The sequence below is a fragment of the Pseudoalteromonas sp. OOF1S-7 genome (assembly GCF_022347765.1).
GTDB lineage: Bacteria > Pseudomonadota > Gammaproteobacteria > Enterobacterales > Alteromonadaceae > Pseudoalteromonas.
The window spans coordinates 23,918-42,256 of record NZ_JAKRFZ010000002.1 but is presented as its reverse complement, the minus strand read 5'-3'; the positions used below and the strand labels follow the sequence as shown (position 1 = coordinate 42,256).

At 47.9% G+C, this 18,339-nt stretch carries 15 protein-coding genes; 11 read left to right on the top strand and 4 right to left on the bottom strand.

Features of this window, described 5'->3' with window-relative positions; all coding sequences use genetic code 11:
- Positions 1–32 precede the first annotated feature (32 nt).
- From glgC to rluF, 6 genes are all read left to right on the top strand, one after another.
- On the top strand, positions 33–1,334 hold the full coding sequence (glgC, locus tag MHN33_RS03205; RefSeq protein ID WP_239395217.1) for a glucose-1-phosphate adenylyltransferase: 1,302 nt from the start codon (positions 33–35) through the stop codon (positions 1,332–1,334).
- A gap of 10 nt (positions 1,335–1,344) precedes the next feature.
- Positions 1,345–2,886 carry a glycogen/starch synthase gene (locus tag MHN33_RS03200; RefSeq protein ID WP_239395215.1) on the top strand — a complete coding sequence of 514 codons (1,542 nt, stop codon included), beginning with the start codon at positions 1,345–1,347 and terminating at the stop codon, positions 2,884–2,886.
- Positions 2,887–3,043: 157 nt separating this feature from the next.
- Positions 3,044–4,261 (top strand): HDOD domain-containing protein, encoded by a 1,218-nt coding sequence (locus MHN33_RS03195; protein ID WP_239395213.1) that lies wholly within the window; start codon positions 3,044–3,046, stop codon positions 4,259–4,261.
- Positions 4,262–4,335: 74 nt separating this feature from the next.
- Positions 4,336–5,361, top strand: a complete 1,026-nt coding sequence (locus MHN33_RS03190) for a DUF418 domain-containing protein (RefSeq protein ID WP_239395211.1) — start codon at positions 4,336–4,338, stop codon at positions 5,359–5,361.
- A 21-nt stretch (positions 5,362–5,382) separates the two neighbouring features.
- Positions 5,383–6,489: an ABC transporter substrate-binding protein gene (locus tag MHN33_RS03185; protein WP_239395209.1), complete on the top strand. Its 1,107-nt coding sequence runs from the start codon at positions 5,383–5,385 to the stop codon at positions 6,487–6,489.
- A gap of 185 nt (positions 6,490–6,674) precedes the next feature.
- Positions 6,675–7,622, top strand: a complete 948-nt coding sequence (gene rluF / locus MHN33_RS03180; protein WP_239395207.1) for a 23S rRNA pseudouridine(2604) synthase RluF — start codon at positions 6,675–6,677, stop codon at positions 7,620–7,622.
- A 36-nt stretch (positions 7,623–7,658) separates the two neighbouring features.
- On the opposite strand, the gene MHN33_RS03175 is transcribed toward rluF, so the two are convergent.
- Both MHN33_RS03175 and MHN33_RS03170 read right to left on the bottom strand, forming a co-directional pair.
- On the bottom strand, positions 7,659–10,712 hold the full coding sequence (locus tag MHN33_RS03175) for an efflux RND transporter permease subunit (protein WP_239395196.1): 3,054 nt from the start codon (positions 10,710–10,712) through the stop codon (positions 7,659–7,661).
- 2 nt (positions 10,713–10,714) lie between these two features.
- Complete coding sequence (locus MHN33_RS03170; protein WP_239395194.1) at positions 10,715–11,794, bottom strand: efflux RND transporter periplasmic adaptor subunit; 1,080 nt, start codon at positions 11,792–11,794, stop codon at positions 10,715–10,717.
- Between the two features lie 96 nt (positions 11,795–11,890).
- On the opposite strand from MHN33_RS03170, the gene MHN33_RS03165 reads away from it, so the two are divergent.
- The 5 genes from MHN33_RS03165 (at position 11,891) to MHN33_RS03145 (ending at position 15,981) form a co-directional block, all read left to right on the top strand.
- On the top strand, positions 11,891–12,787 hold the full coding sequence (locus tag MHN33_RS03165) for a LysR family transcriptional regulator (protein ID WP_239395192.1): 897 nt from the start codon (positions 11,891–11,893) through the stop codon (positions 12,785–12,787).
- Positions 12,771–13,088: an MGMT family protein gene (locus MHN33_RS03160; protein ID WP_239395179.1), complete on the top strand. Its 318-nt coding sequence runs from the start codon at positions 12,771–12,773 to the stop codon at positions 13,086–13,088. The genes MHN33_RS03165 and MHN33_RS03160 overlap by 17 nt, the downstream gene beginning before the upstream one ends.
- 34 nt (positions 13,089–13,122) lie before the next feature.
- On the top strand, positions 13,123–14,094 hold the full coding sequence (locus MHN33_RS03155; RefSeq protein WP_239395177.1) for a DUF523 and DUF1722 domain-containing protein: 972 nt from the start codon (positions 13,123–13,125) through the stop codon (positions 14,092–14,094).
- A complete protein-coding gene (gene phrB, locus MHN33_RS03150) occupies positions 14,094–15,473 on the top strand; it encodes a deoxyribodipyrimidine photo-lyase (protein ID WP_239395175.1) in 1,380 nt (459 codons plus the stop codon). The genes MHN33_RS03155 and phrB overlap by 1 nt, the downstream gene beginning before the upstream one ends.
- 232 nt (positions 15,474–15,705) lie before the next feature.
- Entirely contained in the window at positions 15,706–15,981 is a 276-nt protein-coding gene (locus MHN33_RS03145; protein ID WP_010381157.1) for an HU family DNA-binding protein, read from the top strand.
- Positions 15,982–16,022: 41 nt separating this feature from the next.
- Here the strand turns inward: MHN33_RS03145 and ilvN are convergent, their stop codons facing one another.
- Both ilvN and MHN33_RS03135 read right to left on the bottom strand, forming a co-directional pair.
- Entirely contained in the window at positions 16,023–16,520 is a 498-nt protein-coding gene (gene ilvN, locus MHN33_RS03140) for an acetolactate synthase small subunit (protein WP_239395173.1), read from the bottom strand.
- A complete protein-coding gene (locus MHN33_RS03135) occupies positions 16,520–18,241 on the bottom strand; it encodes an acetolactate synthase 3 large subunit (RefSeq protein ID WP_239395160.1) in 1,722 nt (573 codons plus the stop codon). The genes ilvN and MHN33_RS03135 overlap by 1 nt, the downstream gene beginning before the upstream one ends.
- Positions 18,242–18,339: the final 98 nt, after the last annotated feature.

Below are 18,339 nucleotides of genomic sequence, written 5' to 3'. Positions count from 1 at the left end.
ATCGTAGATAGACTTTTTAATGGAGATAATGAATGCCCAGTTATGCAAACCGATATATTAGTAACCTGACCAGAGAAACATATGCACTGATCCTGGCGGGTGGTCGTGGTAGCAGGCTGCATGAGCTGACCGACTGGAGAGCAAAGCCCGCGGTGTATTTTGGAGGCAAACACAGAATAATTGACTTTCCGTTATCAAATTGTATTAACTCGGGTATTCGCCGGGTTGGCATAGCGACACAGTACAAGTCACACTCTTTGATCCGCCATGTTAATCGCGCCTGGGGTCACTTTAAGAAAGAGCTTGGAGAGTCGGTCGAGATTTTGCCAGCCTCTCAGCGTTATGGAGACGAATGGTACTGTGGCACCGCAGATGCGGTGTTCCAGAACATGGATATCATTCGTCACGAGCTACCTAAATATGTCATGATCTTATCTGGTGACCATGTCTATAGGATGGACTATGGTGCGCTATTAGCGAAGCATGTAGAAACCGGCGCGGATATGACGGTGTGTTGTATCGAAGTGCCCTGTGAAGGTGCGGCCAATACCTTCGGAGTTATGACCGTTGATGGAAACAAACGGGTTCGTCGTTTTGATGAAAAACCAGCGGCCCCCAGTGAAATCCCGGGTAAACCTGGTGTATGTCTGGCCTCAATGGGAAACTATGTCTTTAATACCGAGTTTCTGTTTGAACAATTAAAAGAAGACGCTGAGCGCGAAGGCTCCGGTCGTGATTTTGGCCACGATATCATTCCGGCAATTATCGAAGAGCATAATGTATTTGCATTTCCGTTTCGTGACCCCAGCCATCCGGGTCAGCCTTACTGGCGTGATGTGGGCACAATCGATTCATTCTGGGAAGCAAATATGGAGTTGGTGTCTCCGCAGCCTCAGCTTGATTTGTACGATCCGAGCTGGCCAATTTGGACCTACCAGGAGCAGTTACCGCCTGCTAAATTTATCTTTGATGACGATGAGCGTCGTGGCATGGCCGTCGATTCTACCGTCTCGGGAGGTTGTATTATCTCAGGCTCCGTAGTCCGGAAATCTCTGCTGTTTTCAAATGTTCACGTACATTCGTACTGTGAAATTGAAGGGGCTGTGGTGCTGCCTGGTGTGGTGATCGAGCGTCATTGTCGGATCAGAAATGCCATTATTGATCGCAGCTGTCATATTCCTGAAGGAATGGAAATTGGCTACGATCAGGCGAAAGATAAAAGAAATGGTTTCAGAGTCTCCAAAAACGGCATCGTGCTGGTGACCCGTGATATGCTTGTCGCATTAGAAAAGCAACAGCAGCTGTTGGCAGGTAAAAACCAGGAAACGGCGTAAAGGGACAAACATGCATGTAGTTATGGTGGCAGCGGAAAATGATCGCCTGCCAAATTGTAAAGTAGGAGGCGTTGCGGATGTGATCCGCGACATTCCCTATGCACTGGCAGCGCGGCAGATCCGCTGCTCTGTGATTGTACCGGATTATGGTCAGTTTGCACTGAATCGGGAGTTTGTCGCAGACATTGCGGTGCCTTTTAAGCAACACCTGGAAACCGCGACTCTTTGGCGGGTGTCCAGCGACTCGGGAGTCGAGCAATATGTGGTGTCCCATTCGCTGTTTTCAGAGCATGGCGGGGCTATATATTGTAACGATGGCAACCAGCCATTTGCGACTGATGCCAATAAGTTTGCGCTGTTTTGCGCCGCGGTGAGTGAGTTGCTGGAGCATCAGATAATAGGGCCAGTTGATATACTGCACTTACATGACTGGCATGCGGCTGTGGTGGCGGTACTTAAAACATTCAGTCCCCGATTTGTCAATTTAAAACAAATTAAAACTGTTTATACGGTGCATAATCTGGCTTTGCAGGGGATCCGCCCGTTTAAGCATGATGAATCCAGCCTGGAATCCTGGTTTCCCACCTTAAGTTATGACGGCAGCCGGATCTGTGACCATATTTATCCGCATTGTTTTAATCCAATGCGCGCCGCAATTAGCCTTGTCGATAAAGTACATCTGGTGTCACCCACCTATTGTCAGGAGGTGCAGCACAGTAGTGACCATGAAAGTGGCTTCTTTGGCGGCGAAGGACTGGAAAACGATATGCAGGCAGCAGACAGAGCGGGCAGGTTGGCAGGGATCCTCAATGGCTGTATCTATCCAAGCCACGACGAACAAAAGCAAGACCTCACTCTGAGCCAGTATTGTGATTTGGCTGAGCAGTCTCTTTTTGTCTGGATGTCCAATGGGGGAGAGCTTAAGCCTGCCCACTACATTGCGCACCAACGCGTCATCCAGTGGAGACAGCATGCGGCTTTTCGTCGCCCGCTGGTGACGAGTGTGGGTCGCCTGACGGATCAAAAGGCCTTGTTATTAAGACAACCAAATGATGGTCAGCTCATTCTGGATAGCGTCGCGACTTTGATTAATGAGTACGGCGGGGTGCTGATTATTTTGGGCTCTGGCGATCCACACCTTGAGTACTTGTTTACTCAGGTTATGGCACGAAACGATAATGTCTTGTATTTACAAGGGTATGGACAGGCACTGGGCGATCATTTGTATGACCTTGGTGATTTGTTTTTGATGCCCAGCTCATTTGAGCCTTGCGGGATCAGTCAGATGTTGGCCATGCGGGCAGGTCAACCTTGTTTGGCCCACCAGGTAGGTGGACTAAAAGACACCATTGAGCATGAACACACCGGGTTTTTATTTGGTGGCAGTACTTTGCCTGAGCAGGCACAGCAGTTACTGGCGCGGTTAAAACAGGCGCTAGATGTTCATCGTAACGACCCGCAAAGATACCTCGAAATCAAGGCTAACGCTGGAGCACAGCGTTTCAGTTGGGATAACATTGCCAGTCAGTATATCGAAAAATTGTATGAGTAGGCGTTTGCCTGCTCGCTCTGCTATCGACTATTCTAATACATTAATGTTTTAGTTTGATTTTTTTTCTAATGAAATGGGGTTAAAATATTCCCCATTAAGACAAACTAATAAAACAAAAGTGCTATTATTTGAGCAGTAGATAGCTGGGAGCAGTGATTTGAAAGTGTTTGTGGCAAGGCAGGCCATCTTTAATCGGAAAAAACAGGTGGTTGCGTATGAATTGCTGTTTCGAGATGGTAAACAAAATTGCTTCCCTAACATTGCTGATGATGCTGCAACGGCGCGGCTCATTATGGATAACCAGCTTAATCTGGGTACGCGCTATCTGACATCTGGTAAAAAAGCGCTGATCAACATTGGCGAGGAGTCGCTTAATCAGGAGCTGGCACAGTTTTTACCCAGCAGTGATGTGATCCTGGAGCTGCTAGAAACAATTCCCCCGACAAAAGACAATTATGAGCGAGTCAGGGCGTTATTTCATAATAACTATCGCCTGGCGCTGGATGATTTTACTTATTCAAAAGATTGGGAGCCCTTTCTCAAACTAGTTCGCCTAATTAAATTCGACTTAGTTGAAAGCCCGCTGGATACAATCGCGCCACTGGTAGAGCAGTTAAAGAAGCGCAAAAACCTTAAACTGTTGGCAGAAAAAGTAGAAACAGAAGACGAGTTTATCGAAGCTAAGAAGATGGGGTTTACTTTTTTTCAGGGATACTTTTTTGCCAAGCCTACTATGATCACCCAGCAAGACATCGAAATAAACTACGCCATCGTCATGCTGATTTACGCTGAGGTGTTGAAGCCACACATGAACCTTGGGCGGATTTCTGAATTGTTCGCTCAGGACACTGCGCTCGCTTATAAACTATTGCGCTTGATTAATTCCGGGGTTTTCCCCATTAAAAGCCGTATTGAGTCCCTCAAACAGGCGCTGGTCTATCTGGGGAATGAGCGCGTGCTGAAGTTCGTTAATTTAATCATGACAGCCCATGTAGCGACCAATAAACCGACTGAACTGACACGCCTTAGTATTGTACGCTCTCGATTTTGTGAGTTAATTGCGCAGCAAATTGCACCTGGGGTTGCCAGTATGAGTTTTTTGACCGGGCTGTTTTCATTGTTGGATGCCATTTTGGATAAACCCATGGAGCTGCTGGTAGGCCGGTTGCCATTTCCAGAAATCATCCATGACGCGCTACTGGGTAAATCCAATACTTTACATTATATCTTAAATGTAGTGAGGGCTTATGAAAGTGGAAGTTGGTGGGCACTGCAAGAAGCTTGTGCCATGTTGAATATGAAGGATGACAATTTACCTGAGTTTCACGCGTCGGCCGTAACCTGGGCTGATATGTATCGTGACCACGTCTATTAATGGCAAGAAATTCCTATATTGACAGCATAAGGGGGTTTGCATTACTCGGCCTTAGCCTGACAAATCTGTTTTTTATGGCTAATTTCGCCTATGGTTATGTCCCTCCGGTTAGCCAGAATTGGCTAGAGTCTGGCTTATCACTCGCTACCACCATGTTTGCGGATGGCCGTTTTCGCACCCTATTCTGCTTGGTGTTTGGTGCTGCGTTGTTGATTCAATATAAGCAACAGAAAACGAATGACGACGCGCTCTTTCAGATAAAGTCCCGGCTGTGTGTGTTGGCCGTATTTGGTGTATTGCACGGGTATTTACTCTGGCCTGGAGATATTTTGCTGAATTATGCTTTATCCGGTTTGCTGGCGCTGCTGTGGCTCAATGCAAAGAACAGGCTATTTGCAGCGGCCATACTGACAATCCTGCCTGTGGGTTTGTTGGTAATACTCAGCGCTCTCGTTCGTGAGCCGAACATTGACCGCGCCAGCGCTGAGTATGCCACGTTACTCAATTCAATGCCGGTCAGTTATGCAGATCTGCTGAGCCAGAATATCAGTCATTTCAATATGATGATTATTCTTATTCCACTTGCTACTTTGTGGAATACGCTGGGCTTGATGTTGCTGGGGATGGAGCTCTATGAGCGCGGCTGGCTTAGTGGTCAACATACTTTACCTGCACAGTGGCTGTGGACCCTATGGTGGGGGAGTGCTTTTGTGTCACTGCTCCTTTGGTTGAGTCAAGATACGACCGCAGGTCAGGTGTTGGAAACAATGAACTGGCTGGCTGCAATGCCAATGGCCTTGTGTTATTTGATGCTGTTACAGGCCCTGGGTACACAACTGCCGAGATTCAGCAAGGTACTGGCCATTGTCGGACGCTACTCTTTGTCGCTCTATCTGTTTCAGTCATTGATTGGTATTGGTGTTTTTCATTTTATTTTTCCTGCTGCCCGGGTTTCATTTACTCGCCTTGAGTACTTTGAGTTTTTCCTGACTTTGACCCTAAGCCAGGTGATTTTGGCTATACTGCTTAACAGGGCAAAGAGAACAGGCCCTGCAGAGTTTATATTGAAACGTTGCGTGCGGCACCTCAGCCGTCTGTGACATAACGAAAGGCTGTGTGTTGTGAAGTTGTTGCAGTGTATGTTATTGGGCTGTGTGTTGCTTTTTGCCCCCCAAAGTTGGGCAAAGGCCGATTTTTCAGTTTTACTGGTTAATCCATCCGTTTCCGGAGAGCCTTTCTGGCAAAAAGTTGAGGCGATTGCGCAGGCTGCCAGTAAACAGCTTAATGTTAAACTCGACGTGATATACGGTGACGGTAGTCGCTATATTCAACTGGCAGAGTTGCAAAAATATTTGGAATATCGCGCGACACCGGATTATGTTGTTTTGATGCTCTATCCGGGAAATGCTGAGCAACATCTGGATCTGCTGGAAAAGTACGGGATCCAGTATCTGACCTTAGAGCAAACTATTAGCGGCCCGGAGCAGTCTGAGATTGGCAGGCCCGCACAGAGATACAAAAACTGGCTGGGTGAGATTTATTTTGATAATTTTCGGGCCGGCGCTGACCTGGCACAGGCGTTAACAGAGTCATTACAAGCGAGCAATCCTGCCGATAAGCCCCAGGCTATTGCAATCAATGGCCACTATGGCAGTGAGTCTGATGCGCGCAATCAGGGGGCACAATCGTATTTTGGTAGTCAGGGTGTTGCTCTGCAACAGTCAATTTATGCCAGCTGGTCCAAAACACAGGCGATGGAGAAAACGCAGCGCCTGCTGAAGCGATACCCGGATACCAATATTATCTGGAGTGCGTCAGATCTTATGGCCATGGGTGCGCTCAGTGCAGTAAAACAGCGAGCTAAAAAGGGCCGGACCTTTGTTGCGATAGGAGGCTTCGACTGGCTGAGTGACACGCTCAGACTTATCGAGCAAGGCGAGTTACAGGCGTCTGTTGGCGGGCATTTTATTATGGGCGGCCTGGCCATTTTATCTCTTTACGACAGATTTCACGGCCATTCCTACTGGCAGACTCACCAGTCTATTACTTACCCACTGGAGGTCATCAGTCAGCAAAATGTGCACCGCTACATCTGGCTGGCCGACAAAACAGACTGGACAGGGGTGGACTTTAGTCAATTCAGTTTGCTCAAAAACAAACAGTCGCAATATCTGGTGTCACCGGCATTTTTAGCCAAAGACACTCCCCAGATTAACGCCGTAGACTGAGCATTGCCCTGGTCTAGCTAAGTCAATCGTGTCAGGCGACTATGAAACATTTCTACTGGCGCAGAAAGTTTGTTACCATGCGCCACCTGTAAACTTGCCTGGTAGATAAGCACACCGCGCTTTAAGCCTGAGTGCAGGGTATCAGGCCGTTGATTATATGCACAGGAACAGATAACTGCCCCTTTATGAATGAACTTAAGCGATTAAACAAATACATCAGCGAAACCGGGTTTTGCAGCCGCAGAGAAGCCGACACCCTGATCAGCGACGGTCGGGTCTCAGTCAACGGGCAAGTTGCCGAAATGGGTCTGAAAGTAAGTGATGCAGACACTATTTTGGTGGACAATAAACCGCTCAAAGCTAAGCCAAAGCGGGTTTATATCGCTTACAACAAACCGGTTGGCGTAACCTGTACGACAGAGCGAAAAATTAAAAGTAACATTGTCAGTGCTATTCAGTATCCTGAGCGCATCTTTCCTATTGGCCGACTCGACAGGCCCTCAGAAGGACTGATATTTCTGACCAATGAAGGCGATATCGTTAACAAAATACTGCGTGCCGGTAATAATCACGAAAAAGAATACGTCGTCACTGTCGACAAGCCCGTTACTGATGCATTTATTAACGGTATGCGTTCTGGGGTGCCAATATTAGGTACGGTGACTAAAAAGTGTTTTGTTAAGAAAACCGCTGCGAAGCAATTTACCATTATTCTGACGCAGGGTCTGAACCGTCAGATACGACGTATGTGCGAGTACTTTGATTATGAAGTACAAACACTAAAGCGTGTGCGGATCATGAATGTTAATCTCAATGGTTTACGTCCGGGGCAGTGGCGTCATCTCAGCGAGTCGGAAATGGCTGAGATTAACGCCTCGATAGAAGGCTCTTCGAAAACAGAAGAAGCCTCTGTGGATACGAAGAAGCGCCCACAACACCTCATCGCAAAGCCTCGCCGACATGAAGGTGACTCTTGGGACGGAAGATCGAGCAGAAAATCTGCGCCCGAGCATAAGCGCAAGCACGGGAATAAGTCCCAGGCGGATAAAACCACGCAACGTAATAAACCGAAAAATCACTCCGGCGTTAAGCCCGGGAGCAGGGTAAAAGGGACACTGTCTTTGAAAAAATAGCGAAGAAAAAGGGCCGCTCTTAATGCGGCCCTTTTACTATTTGGGTGTTTTTACTTTAAAGAACAGACAATATATCACCGGCAATACTATCAGTGTCAGCACGGTCGCAAAACCGAGACCAAACATAATTGTCACGGCCATGGATTTGAAGAACACATCGAACAGGAGCGGGATCATACCTAAAATTGTCGTTACGGCTGCCATAGACACGGGTCGTACACGGCTTACACCGGAATCAAACACGGCCTGATAAGGTTCTTTTCCGCTATCCAGTTCCAGGTTAATTTGATCCATCAGGACAATTCCATTCTTAATTAACATGCCAGAGAGGCTCAATAACCCTAGCAGTGCCATAAAGCTGAAAGGGGCCTGAAAAACCACCAAACCAGCGGTTACCCCAATGATGGCAAGTGGTACTGTGCTCCAGATAACCAGCGGCTTGCGTACAGAGTTAAATAGCAACACAGTGATCATAAACATGGACAAGTAACCCAGAGGTAATGAACCAAAAATGGCTTTTTGCGCTTTACTGGACGATTCAAATTCTCCACCCCACTGCATTTCATAGCCCTGAGGCAGCTCGATTGCTTCGATGTCGGCGCGTACCCGGTTAAACAGCTTGGCCGGGGTTTCGTTGCCGATCACGTCATGGTCTGCCATTACTGTGATGGTGCGTTTTCGGTCCCGGCGCATGATCAGGCTATCTTCCCAGACTACGTCAACGTCATCAAGTATCTGGCCGAGCGGCACATACACATTGAGTACAGGACTAAAGATTTGCAGGTCAACCAGGTTTTCAACGCTGCGTCGTTCAACTTCCGGTGCTTTGGCTACGATAGGCAGCATTTTGGTGCCATCCCGATATAAACCCACAGTGTTTCCCGACACACTGGTCAGTAATAACTGGTCAAGATCGGATTTACTGATCCCAAGTCGGCGTGCCTTTTGCTCATTAAAAACCGGCTCCAGTACTTTGGCGCGCTGACGCCAGTTGTCGCGAATATTAAACGCGCCCGGGTCCTGTGCCAGAATGTTTTTGGCATGATCTGCCAGCTGTCGCAGTACAACCGGATCAGGTCCTGAGAAGCGTGCTTCGATTTTTGCATCGGTTGAGGGGCCGATTTCCATACGCTTTACCTTGAGTTTGCCATCTAGCTCATTGTGTGTAGCAAAGTCCCTTACTTTCGCAATCATTGTGGCCACTGCATCCCGGTCGCTAACACGAATGATCAGCTGACCATAAGAGGCGTACTGCTTTTCCGGACTATATGTGAGCATAAACCGCGGCGCACCTTGCCCTATGGTTGTGGTGATCTCTTCAACCAGCTCGTCCGCTTGTAAAAAGGCCTCTAGCTTTTCCAGATTATCCGCGGTGCTGCGAATGTCGGCACCCTGATAATGCCAGTAGTCGACATAAAACATAGGCGTATTAGACGCCGGGAAGAAGGATTGCTTAACTGATTTAAACCCAACCATTGCACATCCCAGCAATGCCAGCATGGCGATGATGGTGGTCCAGCGGAATCTCAAACACAGGCTGAGCAGAGCCTTGTACCCGGTAAAAATAATGCCCTGATAGGGGTCGTCTGTTTTTTTGCCTTGCTGAATTTGCTCTTTGAACAACATATTGGCAAAGAAAGGGGTCAAGGTTATGGCGGTAACCCAGCTGAGTAGTAACGAGATCAGTAGCACCCAGAACAAAGACCCGGCAAACTCACCACTGGCATCGGAGCTCAAGCCAATCGGTGCAAAGGCAGTAATGCCAATAACCGTGGCGCCTAACAGGGGCCATTTAGTTTGTTCTACAATATTGACGGCAGCCTTGATTTTGCTTTGTCCGCGCTTGAGGTTGATCAGAATCCCCTCAGTAACAACAATCGCGTTGTCGACCAACATACCGAGTGCGATGATCAGCGCACCGAGGGAAATGCGTTGTAAGTCAATAGCGAACATTTTCATAAAAATGAAGGTACCGAGCACGGTGAGTAATAAGATACCGCCGATAAGAATGCCACTTTTCACACCCATGAAGATCAGCAGTACGATAATCACGATAGCTACGGCTTCCAGCAGACTGACAATAAACCCGTCAACAGACTTTTCGACTTCCTTAGGCTGGTTGTAAACTGTGTGAACAGACATGCCATGGGGGCGCTGATACTCAAGTGACGCTAGGTGGCTGTCTATCGCCTTACCGACTTCCACTACATTTACGCCTGAGCTAAATGAGATACCAAGTAGCAAAGACTGGTCGCGGTTAAAACGCGTAATATGTGTAGGGATCTCGGCGTACTCACGCTTAACTGTGGCCACATCACCAAGGTAAATCAGCTCTTTGGCACCGGGTTTAGAAATCAGCAAGTCTTCCAACTCAGATACCTGATTAAACTCGCCCGTAGGATGAATTCGGATGGATTCATCACCAACACGAATTTTGCCTGCATTGGAGACACTATTTTGGGTTTGCAGTAGCGAGAAAATGCGATTATGTGAGATGCCCAGCTGTGACAATTTCTGACTGGAGATTTCCACTGTGACCTGGGCCTGTTGTTCACCTGCTATGGTGACTTTGCTGACGCCATCGACCAATACCAGCTCGCGTTTGAGATAATCGACGTATTCTTTGAGCTCTTCATAGGAATAACCATCACCGGTTACAGCATACAACACACCATATACGTCGGCGAAGTCATCCATTACTTTGGGCGTATAGACGCCGGGTGGAAGATTGGGTTTTAGATCGTTGATTTTGCGTCTGAGTTCATCCCAGATCTGCTTTAGATCTTCTTTACGGTAAGTGCTTTTCATCTCGACGGTGATCTGCGACTGACCGGGCGAAGAAATAGACGTGACATAATCAACGTACGGCAGGCTTTGGATGGCGTTTTCGATGGGGTAGGTTACTTCCTCTTCAACTTGTTGCGGAGAAGCGCCGGGATAGACTGTGATCACCATGGCTTTTTTGAGTGTAAACTCAGGGTCTTCCAGTTGTCCAAGTCCAAAGTACGACACAGTGCCCGCCAAAAACAGCAGCAAAGCGAACATCGCACTGATCACTTTATTTTCAATAGACCATTTGGCAAGACTCATTATTACAGGCCTCGCTCTTTAGTCCATGGGCGTACCTTCAGACCTTCTTTTAGGTGGTGAACCCCGGCAGAGACAATGATATCGCCAGGTTTTAGGCCACTTCGGATCTCAAAACCCTGCTGGCGTAGCTGGCCTGGCTGAACCGCGCGTTTTGAAACCTGCTGAGTTTCCGGGTTATAGACCCAAACATAGTGGTTGCCATCGGTAGCCTGAGTTTGTTCTGAAAAGACGGCTTCATTGGGCACGATGATGGCCGAAGTACTTTGATTAGTGATCTTACTCGGGTCGACATAGACATGGCCAGTCATACCGGCCAGCAGGTTAAAGTCTTGCGGAATTGGCAGCGAGAAAACCACTTTGTAGGTAAGCGTAACCGGATCGGCTTGTGTATCCCACTCTTTAATGTTCAACAGATAAGACTTATCGGGATAGCCGTCAAAAACCACTGTGGGGTGATAGTCGAGATCTTTGTTTACACGGGCAACCAGTTTTTCCGGCACCTGAATGACCACGTCCATGCGGTCGCGTGTCTCAAGACGTAAGATATTTTGCTTGGCGACGATGTTCTCAAAATTCTTCACAAACACCTTGGCAATCGTGCCATCGAACGGTGCTCTGAGTTCACTGTTCTCAAGGTTGGTCTGGGCGATTTTGAATGCAGATTCGGCAACCTGCTCGTTCGCCAGCGCCTGATCATATTCGGCTTTACTGGCAATTGACTTTTTATACAAAGACTCGATCCGGTTAAGCTGAGCAACCGCCAGTTCGAATTGGGCTTTACGCTGCTGATACTGAAGCTCAAAATCTTCCGGGTCGAGTTTTGCCAGAAGCTGCCCTTTTTCCACTTCCTGACCGGCCAGTACCGGGAATTCCATGAGTTCGCCGTTGACCCGAAAGGCAAGGTAAGATCCCTGGTTTGCCACGACTTCGGCAGGAAAACTGCGTAACTGACCGGCCTGTGGATCAGCAACGGTATGCAGTTTTACCGGGCGGATGACCTGGTTTGTTGGGGTTTGCTGCGCCGCGTCCTGACAAGCTGACAATAACAACAAAGCTGGAAAAAAGAGTGCGAGTTTATTCACCAAAATTACTCCCTCAGACTAAAATTTAGTGCAGGATAATGAATTTGGTCATAAAATAAAAATTATTAAAACTTTGGTATAAAATAAATTTTATTTATGAAGTTGGCAGATATACAGGTACTTGATGCCGTAGCAAATGCACAAAGCCTGAGTGCCGCGGCAAAACGATTATATAAGTCACAGCCGGCAGTCACGCAAGCTTTAAAAAGGTTGTCCGATGAACTGGGCTTTGCCCTGGTTACACGTGAGGATTACCGCATCCGCCTGACTGAGCAGGGAAAACGTTTTCATCAGCACGCTCAGAAGCTACTGGAACAGCATAACCATCTTAAAATCCTGGCGGACGAATTTTCACAGGGCAATGAGGCAAAATTTCGCATTTGTTATGAACCTATGTGCCACCAGGAAACGTATAACACGCAGATTAGCAGCACTTTTAAGCAATTTCCTTCTACTGAGCTGGTTATCTCCAGCGGTAGGCGCTTTGTGGCGTTGGAGCAAGTGAATGCCGGCGCGGCCGACTTGGGGATAGGCCCGTGGTTTGATTTATTTCACGCCACCGGCGAGCTGGAATCAATTGCCATCGGAGAAACCAAACTGGGTGTCGTTGCTAAGCGTGGTTTGTTGCCTAAGCGCATGTATTATGACGAATTGAGTTTATATCCTTGTCTGGCAATGGTGGAAAGTGGGTTCGACTTTGACAGCGAAAGGCTGGCCTATTCCCGAGGGCTCCATGTCATGAAATTGGATGATGTCAGTACCATTAAGCTATTCTTATCTCAAGGTGTCGGGTTTGCGCTGACCAGTCTTAATACTTGTCGACAGGAACTGGAAAGTGGTGAGCTGGAGCGAATTGAGATCATAGATCGGCAGCATGAGTTCACGGCAGCCATTCACGCTTTTCGCCGTCACCAGAGCCATTACGGACCGGTGGCACGGCATTTGTGGCAACAATTCACAGCATTAGGAGTTCAGTTTGCAAGAGGAAGCTAAAGAAGCGTTTAGGGTCAGGGTTTTTACCCTGATAGGGGCTATTCCAGCAGGATATGTCGCCACTTACGGTCAAATTGCGGGGCTTGCCGGTGCGCCGAAGCACGCGCGAGCCGTAGGTTACTTGTTAAAGCACTTGCCGGCAGGCTCCAGTCTGCCCTGGCACAGGGTGATCAACAGTCAGGGAAAAATTTCGTTTCCGCCCAAGAGTGATAAATTCAAGCAGCAAAGTGACTTATTGCGTTCGGAAGGGGTGCAGGTACTGGGTGGCAAAATTGCCTTACGTCAGTATCAGTGGTGCTAAATCTATCCGTTATTTTTAAGTTATGGAGAGAGCAATGGTAGAGCAAGCTTTTAACTTCAATTCCGCTATTAAAATAGGCATCAGTGCCTGTCTTGCTGGTGACAAAGTGCGTTTTGATTCAGGGCACAAGCGCAGCAACTTTTGTATGGACGAACTGGCCGACTATGTAGAATACGTGCGTTTTTGTCCTGAGGTGGCAATAGGCTTGCCCATTCCCAGAAAAACTATTCGCCAGGTCAGGGTCGAGGATGTCATTAAGGTTGGGCCGGCGCACAGTGATGAAGATTACGCACCGGACCTTGCCGAATACGGCAAGAAAATATCAGATGAGCATGGTGAGCAGTTATCCGGTTATGTTTTTTGCGCGAAAAGTCCCAGCTGCGGCATGGAGCGGGTAAAAATCTATAATGAGTCCGAAACAGGCAATACCTCAGAAGGCGTGGGTATATTTGCAGAGCAGATCATGGCACGCAACCCTTTGTTGCCATGCGAGGAAAATGGTCGCCTGAACGATATGCACCTGAGAGAAAACTTTGTTATGCGTGTGTATGTTTACAAGAGCTGGCAGGAGCTAGTCGTGACCGCGCCTGGGTTGCATGAGCTAACCTGCTTTCATGCTCGTCATAAGTACTTACTAATGAGTCATAATTATCAGGCTTATCGTGATCTTGGCAGACTACTTGCCGAGGGCAAAGCGGTACCACTGGAAGACCTCAGAGTGCATTACATCCGTGGCCTGATGGATGCATTGTCTCGCCCTGCCAGACGTAAAGATCAGGCGAATACATTGTCGCACTTGCAGGGGTATTTTAAGAAAGTACTGGGAAAGGTTGAGAAGCAGGAGTTATGCAGGGCAATTGATGACTATCGGGTAGGTCAAGTGCCTTTGCAGGTTCCGCTCACCTTATTACGTCATCACCTGATCATGCACCCAAACGACTATCTGATGCAGCAAGTTTACTTTCATCCTTACCCTAACGAACTCAAGCTGAGGTACGCAATTTAATGTCTGCTTTATTTTGGTTTCGCCGCGATTTAAGGATCTATGGCAACGAAGCGCTCATCGAAGCGGTTGAAAGCGGAGCGCGTGATGCGCTCTTTATACTGTGTAAGCAGCAGTGGCAGCAGCACAATGCGGCGCCTGCGCAGATTGATTTACTTAAACGCCGGGTTAGCTGGTTGGGTCACAAACTGGCAGAGTTGGGGGTTTGTTTACATGTGCTTGATGCTGGTAATTTTACGAAGGTACCGCCAATGCTGGCTCAGTTTTGCCAGACCAACGGGGTTGAACAGGTCTACGCCAATCGGGAATATGAAGTGAATGAGCAGGCCAGAGACCGGGCGTGTCAGGAGGCAGGGATTCAGCTGCAACTCTTCGATGGCGATGTAATTGCACCACCCGGGAGTGTCACAACGGGTAGCAACGAAATGTACAAAGTGTTTACGCCGTTTAAAAAGGCCTGGCTCAAGCAGTATGAGCAACAACATTTTTATTTACCGGGCTGGCCAGAGTTAGCTTTCACTCCACGCGAGTGGGAAGCACCGGAGGCGCTTATGGGTGACGGAAGCTCAGATAAATGGCCAGTTGATGATGACACTCTGGTAAAAGTCGTTCAAGTATTTATCCGGGAAAAAATGACAGACTACAAGGAAAGTCGAGATTTTCCGGGAATTAAAGGTACCTCCGGACTCAGCCCTTATCTGGCATTGGGGATAGTGTCGGTGAAGCAGTTGCTGGCCGAAATCCAGCTGCATTTTCCTGATCTGTTACAGGTGACCAGTGCACCCGCGTTTAGCTGGGTCAATGAGTTGATCTGGAGAGAATTTTACCGACACCTTATCTGCGCCTATCCAAAACTGTGCAAAGGATTTAACTTCAATGAAAAGTATAATGATGTTCGCTGGCGCCAGGACGAGATGCAGTTTAAGGCCTGGTGTGAAGGCAAAACTGGTTATCCGATAGTCGATGCGGCAATGCGTCAGCTCAATCAGACAGGGTGGATGCATAATCGTTTACGTATGATAGTGGCAAGTTTTTTAACTAAACACCTGCTCATAGACTGGCGTCAGGGTGAGCACTATTTCATGAGCAAACTGATAGATGGCGATTTGGCCAGCAATAATGGCGGCTGGCAATGGGCGGCCAGCACCGGTTGTGATGCTCAGCCATATTTCCGGATTTTTAATCCGATCAGCCAAAGTGAAAAGTTCGATCCGCAGGGAGACTTTATTCGTAAATTTGTGCCTGAGCTAAGTGATGTCCCCGCGAAGTCAATCCATTTTCCCCATGATTATTTACAGGCATTTGCTATTGATGGTTACGTGGAACCGATTGTGGAACATAAAGCCGCACGTGCAAGAGCCCTTGGAGCGTTTAAGGTTTAACCTGTGTCTGGCCTTTTCTTCCCGGGTCAGGGCTGACGCGGGCTGGGGCGCGGTGGGTGAAAAGTAAACAATTGGTGTGTGTTTTTGTGCCTGTTATGCTTACACCCGCGCCAGATAAGGCGAAATAGCGTAAATATTTTAGTTAAAAGGGGATTTTAGGCTTGCACAAAGAAAAAAAATGGATAACCATAGAATCCGCTTCGGCAAATTATAAAAACATAGGAATTATACAATGAATAAAGCTCAACTAGTTGAAAAGATGGCGGCTGACGCTGAGATCTCAAAAGCTGCAGCGACACGCGCGCTGGAAGCATTCACTGGTGCTGTAACTCAGTCTCTTAAAGATGGTAACTCAGTGGCACTGGTTGGTTTTGGCACTTTCTCTGTAAAAGAGCGTGCAGCGCGTACGGGTCGTAACCCGCAAACTGGCGCTGAAATCCAAATTCCAGCGGCAAATATCCCTTCATTCAAAGCGGGTAAAGGTCTTAAAGATCAGGTTAATCCTTAATAAAAAAAGGGGCTTAAGCCCCTTTTTTTACCCACCTATTATCATCCTCTGAGTGCCTTATCGCCTCGCCCAATTCCCACAGTACCAGAACGCACCATCTCAATGATATCGCTCTCATGCCTGAGCATATCCAGAAAAGACGCGATTTTATCGCTACTGCTGGCCAGCTGAACCGTATAGCTACGTTTACCCATATCGAGTATAGTGCCACCGAACACATCGGTAACACGCGTCACTGAAGCTCTGGTTTGTTCGTTGCCAGCAAACACCTTGACCAGTAACAGCTCCCGCTCAATATGACTGGTTTCTGTGAGGTCTATGATCTTAAGGACATCGACCAGCTTATTAACCTGTTTGGTGATCTGCTCAACGACTCGGTCGTCACCCTGTGTGGTAATAGTGATCCGCGACAGGGTCGTGTCATCTGTTGTGCCTACCGTCAGACTATCAATGTTATAGGCTCGCTGGGAAAATAAACCCACAATACGTGACAAAGCACCCGGTTCGTTTTCAAGTAAAATGGCCAGTATTCTGCGCATTATGCTTTCACTCCTTTTTTCAGCCACATATCATCAATGGCGCCTAGTTTAATTTGCATCGGGTAAACGTGTTCTTTTTCGTCAACACGGATATCCAGAAACACCAGCCTGTCAGTGATGGCAAATGCGCGCAATAGCGCTTCGTCCAATTCATCAGGGTGATCGACCCGGATCCCAACATGGCCATAACTTTCTGCCAATGCCACAAAATCGGGCAGTGACTCCATATAGGAGCTCGAATGACGACCGCCATACATCATGTCCTGCCACTGGCGTACCATGCCTAGAGAACGGTTATTCAGAGAAATAATTTTGACATTTAAGCCATACTGAAGGCAGGTAGATAGTTCCTGAATATTCATCTGTATTGACCCATCACCAGTCACGCAAACCACGTCTGCATCAGGATAAGCCACTTTTACGCCCATCGCCGCGGGTAGGCCAAAACCCATTGTTCCCAGGCCACCAGAGTTGATCCATTGTCTTGGGTGTTTAAAGGGATAGTACTGTGCCGCAAACATCTGATGCTGGCCGACATCCGAGCTGATATAAGCGTTACCCTGAGTAACCTCGTAGAGCCTCTCTATGACCGTTTGTGGTTTAATTAAGTCACCTTGCGCTTGGTAAGCCAAACAGCGCTGTTCGCGCCATGCCGTAATCTGTTGCCACCAAGTTTCTTGCGCGGCGCGGTCTATTCGCAAAGCGCTTTTCTCTATGGCGTTTTGCAGTTGCGTCAGTACTGTTTCCAGACTCCCTACAACCGGAATGTGCGCCTGAATTGTCTTGGAGATCGAAGTGGGATCAACATCAACATGGACTATGGTGGCATTCGGACAAAACTTTTTGACGTTATTGGTTACCCGATCATCAAATCGTGCACCCAAAGCCAGTATTACGTCTGCGTTTGCCATGGCTTTATTGGCTTCCAAAGAGCCGTGCATGCCCAACATGCCAACAAAATTTGGATGCGTGCCACTGATCCCCCCAAGACCCATTAACGTGTTGGTGATAGGCGCGTTTAGAGTTTCTACCAGTTCTGTGAGCTGCTCAGAGGTATTGGAAAGAATGATGCCCCCTCCTGAGTAGACGATCAGTCGTTTGGCACCCAAAATGGCATCAACCGCTTTTTTGATCTGCCGTGAGTGGCCTTTGGAACTGGGGTTATAAGTGCGCATCTCGATGCGAGCTGGCATTTCATAATGATATTTGAGTTGTGGGTTAAGAATGTCTTTAGGCAACTCAACCACCACCGGGCCCGGTCTGCCTGAGTTGGCCAGATAGAATGCTTTAGCCAGTACGGTCGGAATTTGCCGTGCATCACGACAGTTAAAACTGTGTTTAACTATAGGTCGCGAGCAGCCGACAATGTCGGTTTCCTGAAAGGCATCATCACCGATCAAATTTGATGGGACCTGACCTGAGAGGACGACCATGGGAATACTGTCCATGTACGCGGTGGCGATACCTGTGACACAGTTGGTGGCACCAGGGCCTGACGTTGCCAGCACAACCCCTGTTTTCCCAGTACTTCTGGCATAGCCATCTGCCATGTGGGTAGCGGCTTGCTCATGCCTGACCAGAATATGTTCAATATCATTTTGTGCAAACAGCGCGTCATAAAGATCCAGTACAGAGCCGCCAGGGTAGCCAAATATATACTCGACATTTAGCTCGGTCAGCGCCTTTACTACCAGCTCCGAGCCATTAAATTGCTCATTCATTACCTCATTCCTCAGCAAAATTTAAAATTAAAGGCAAAAAAAAACCCCGCTGGTGCGGGGTCTGTGCAAACGTTCGCTCACAACGGCCCCGCCGGACT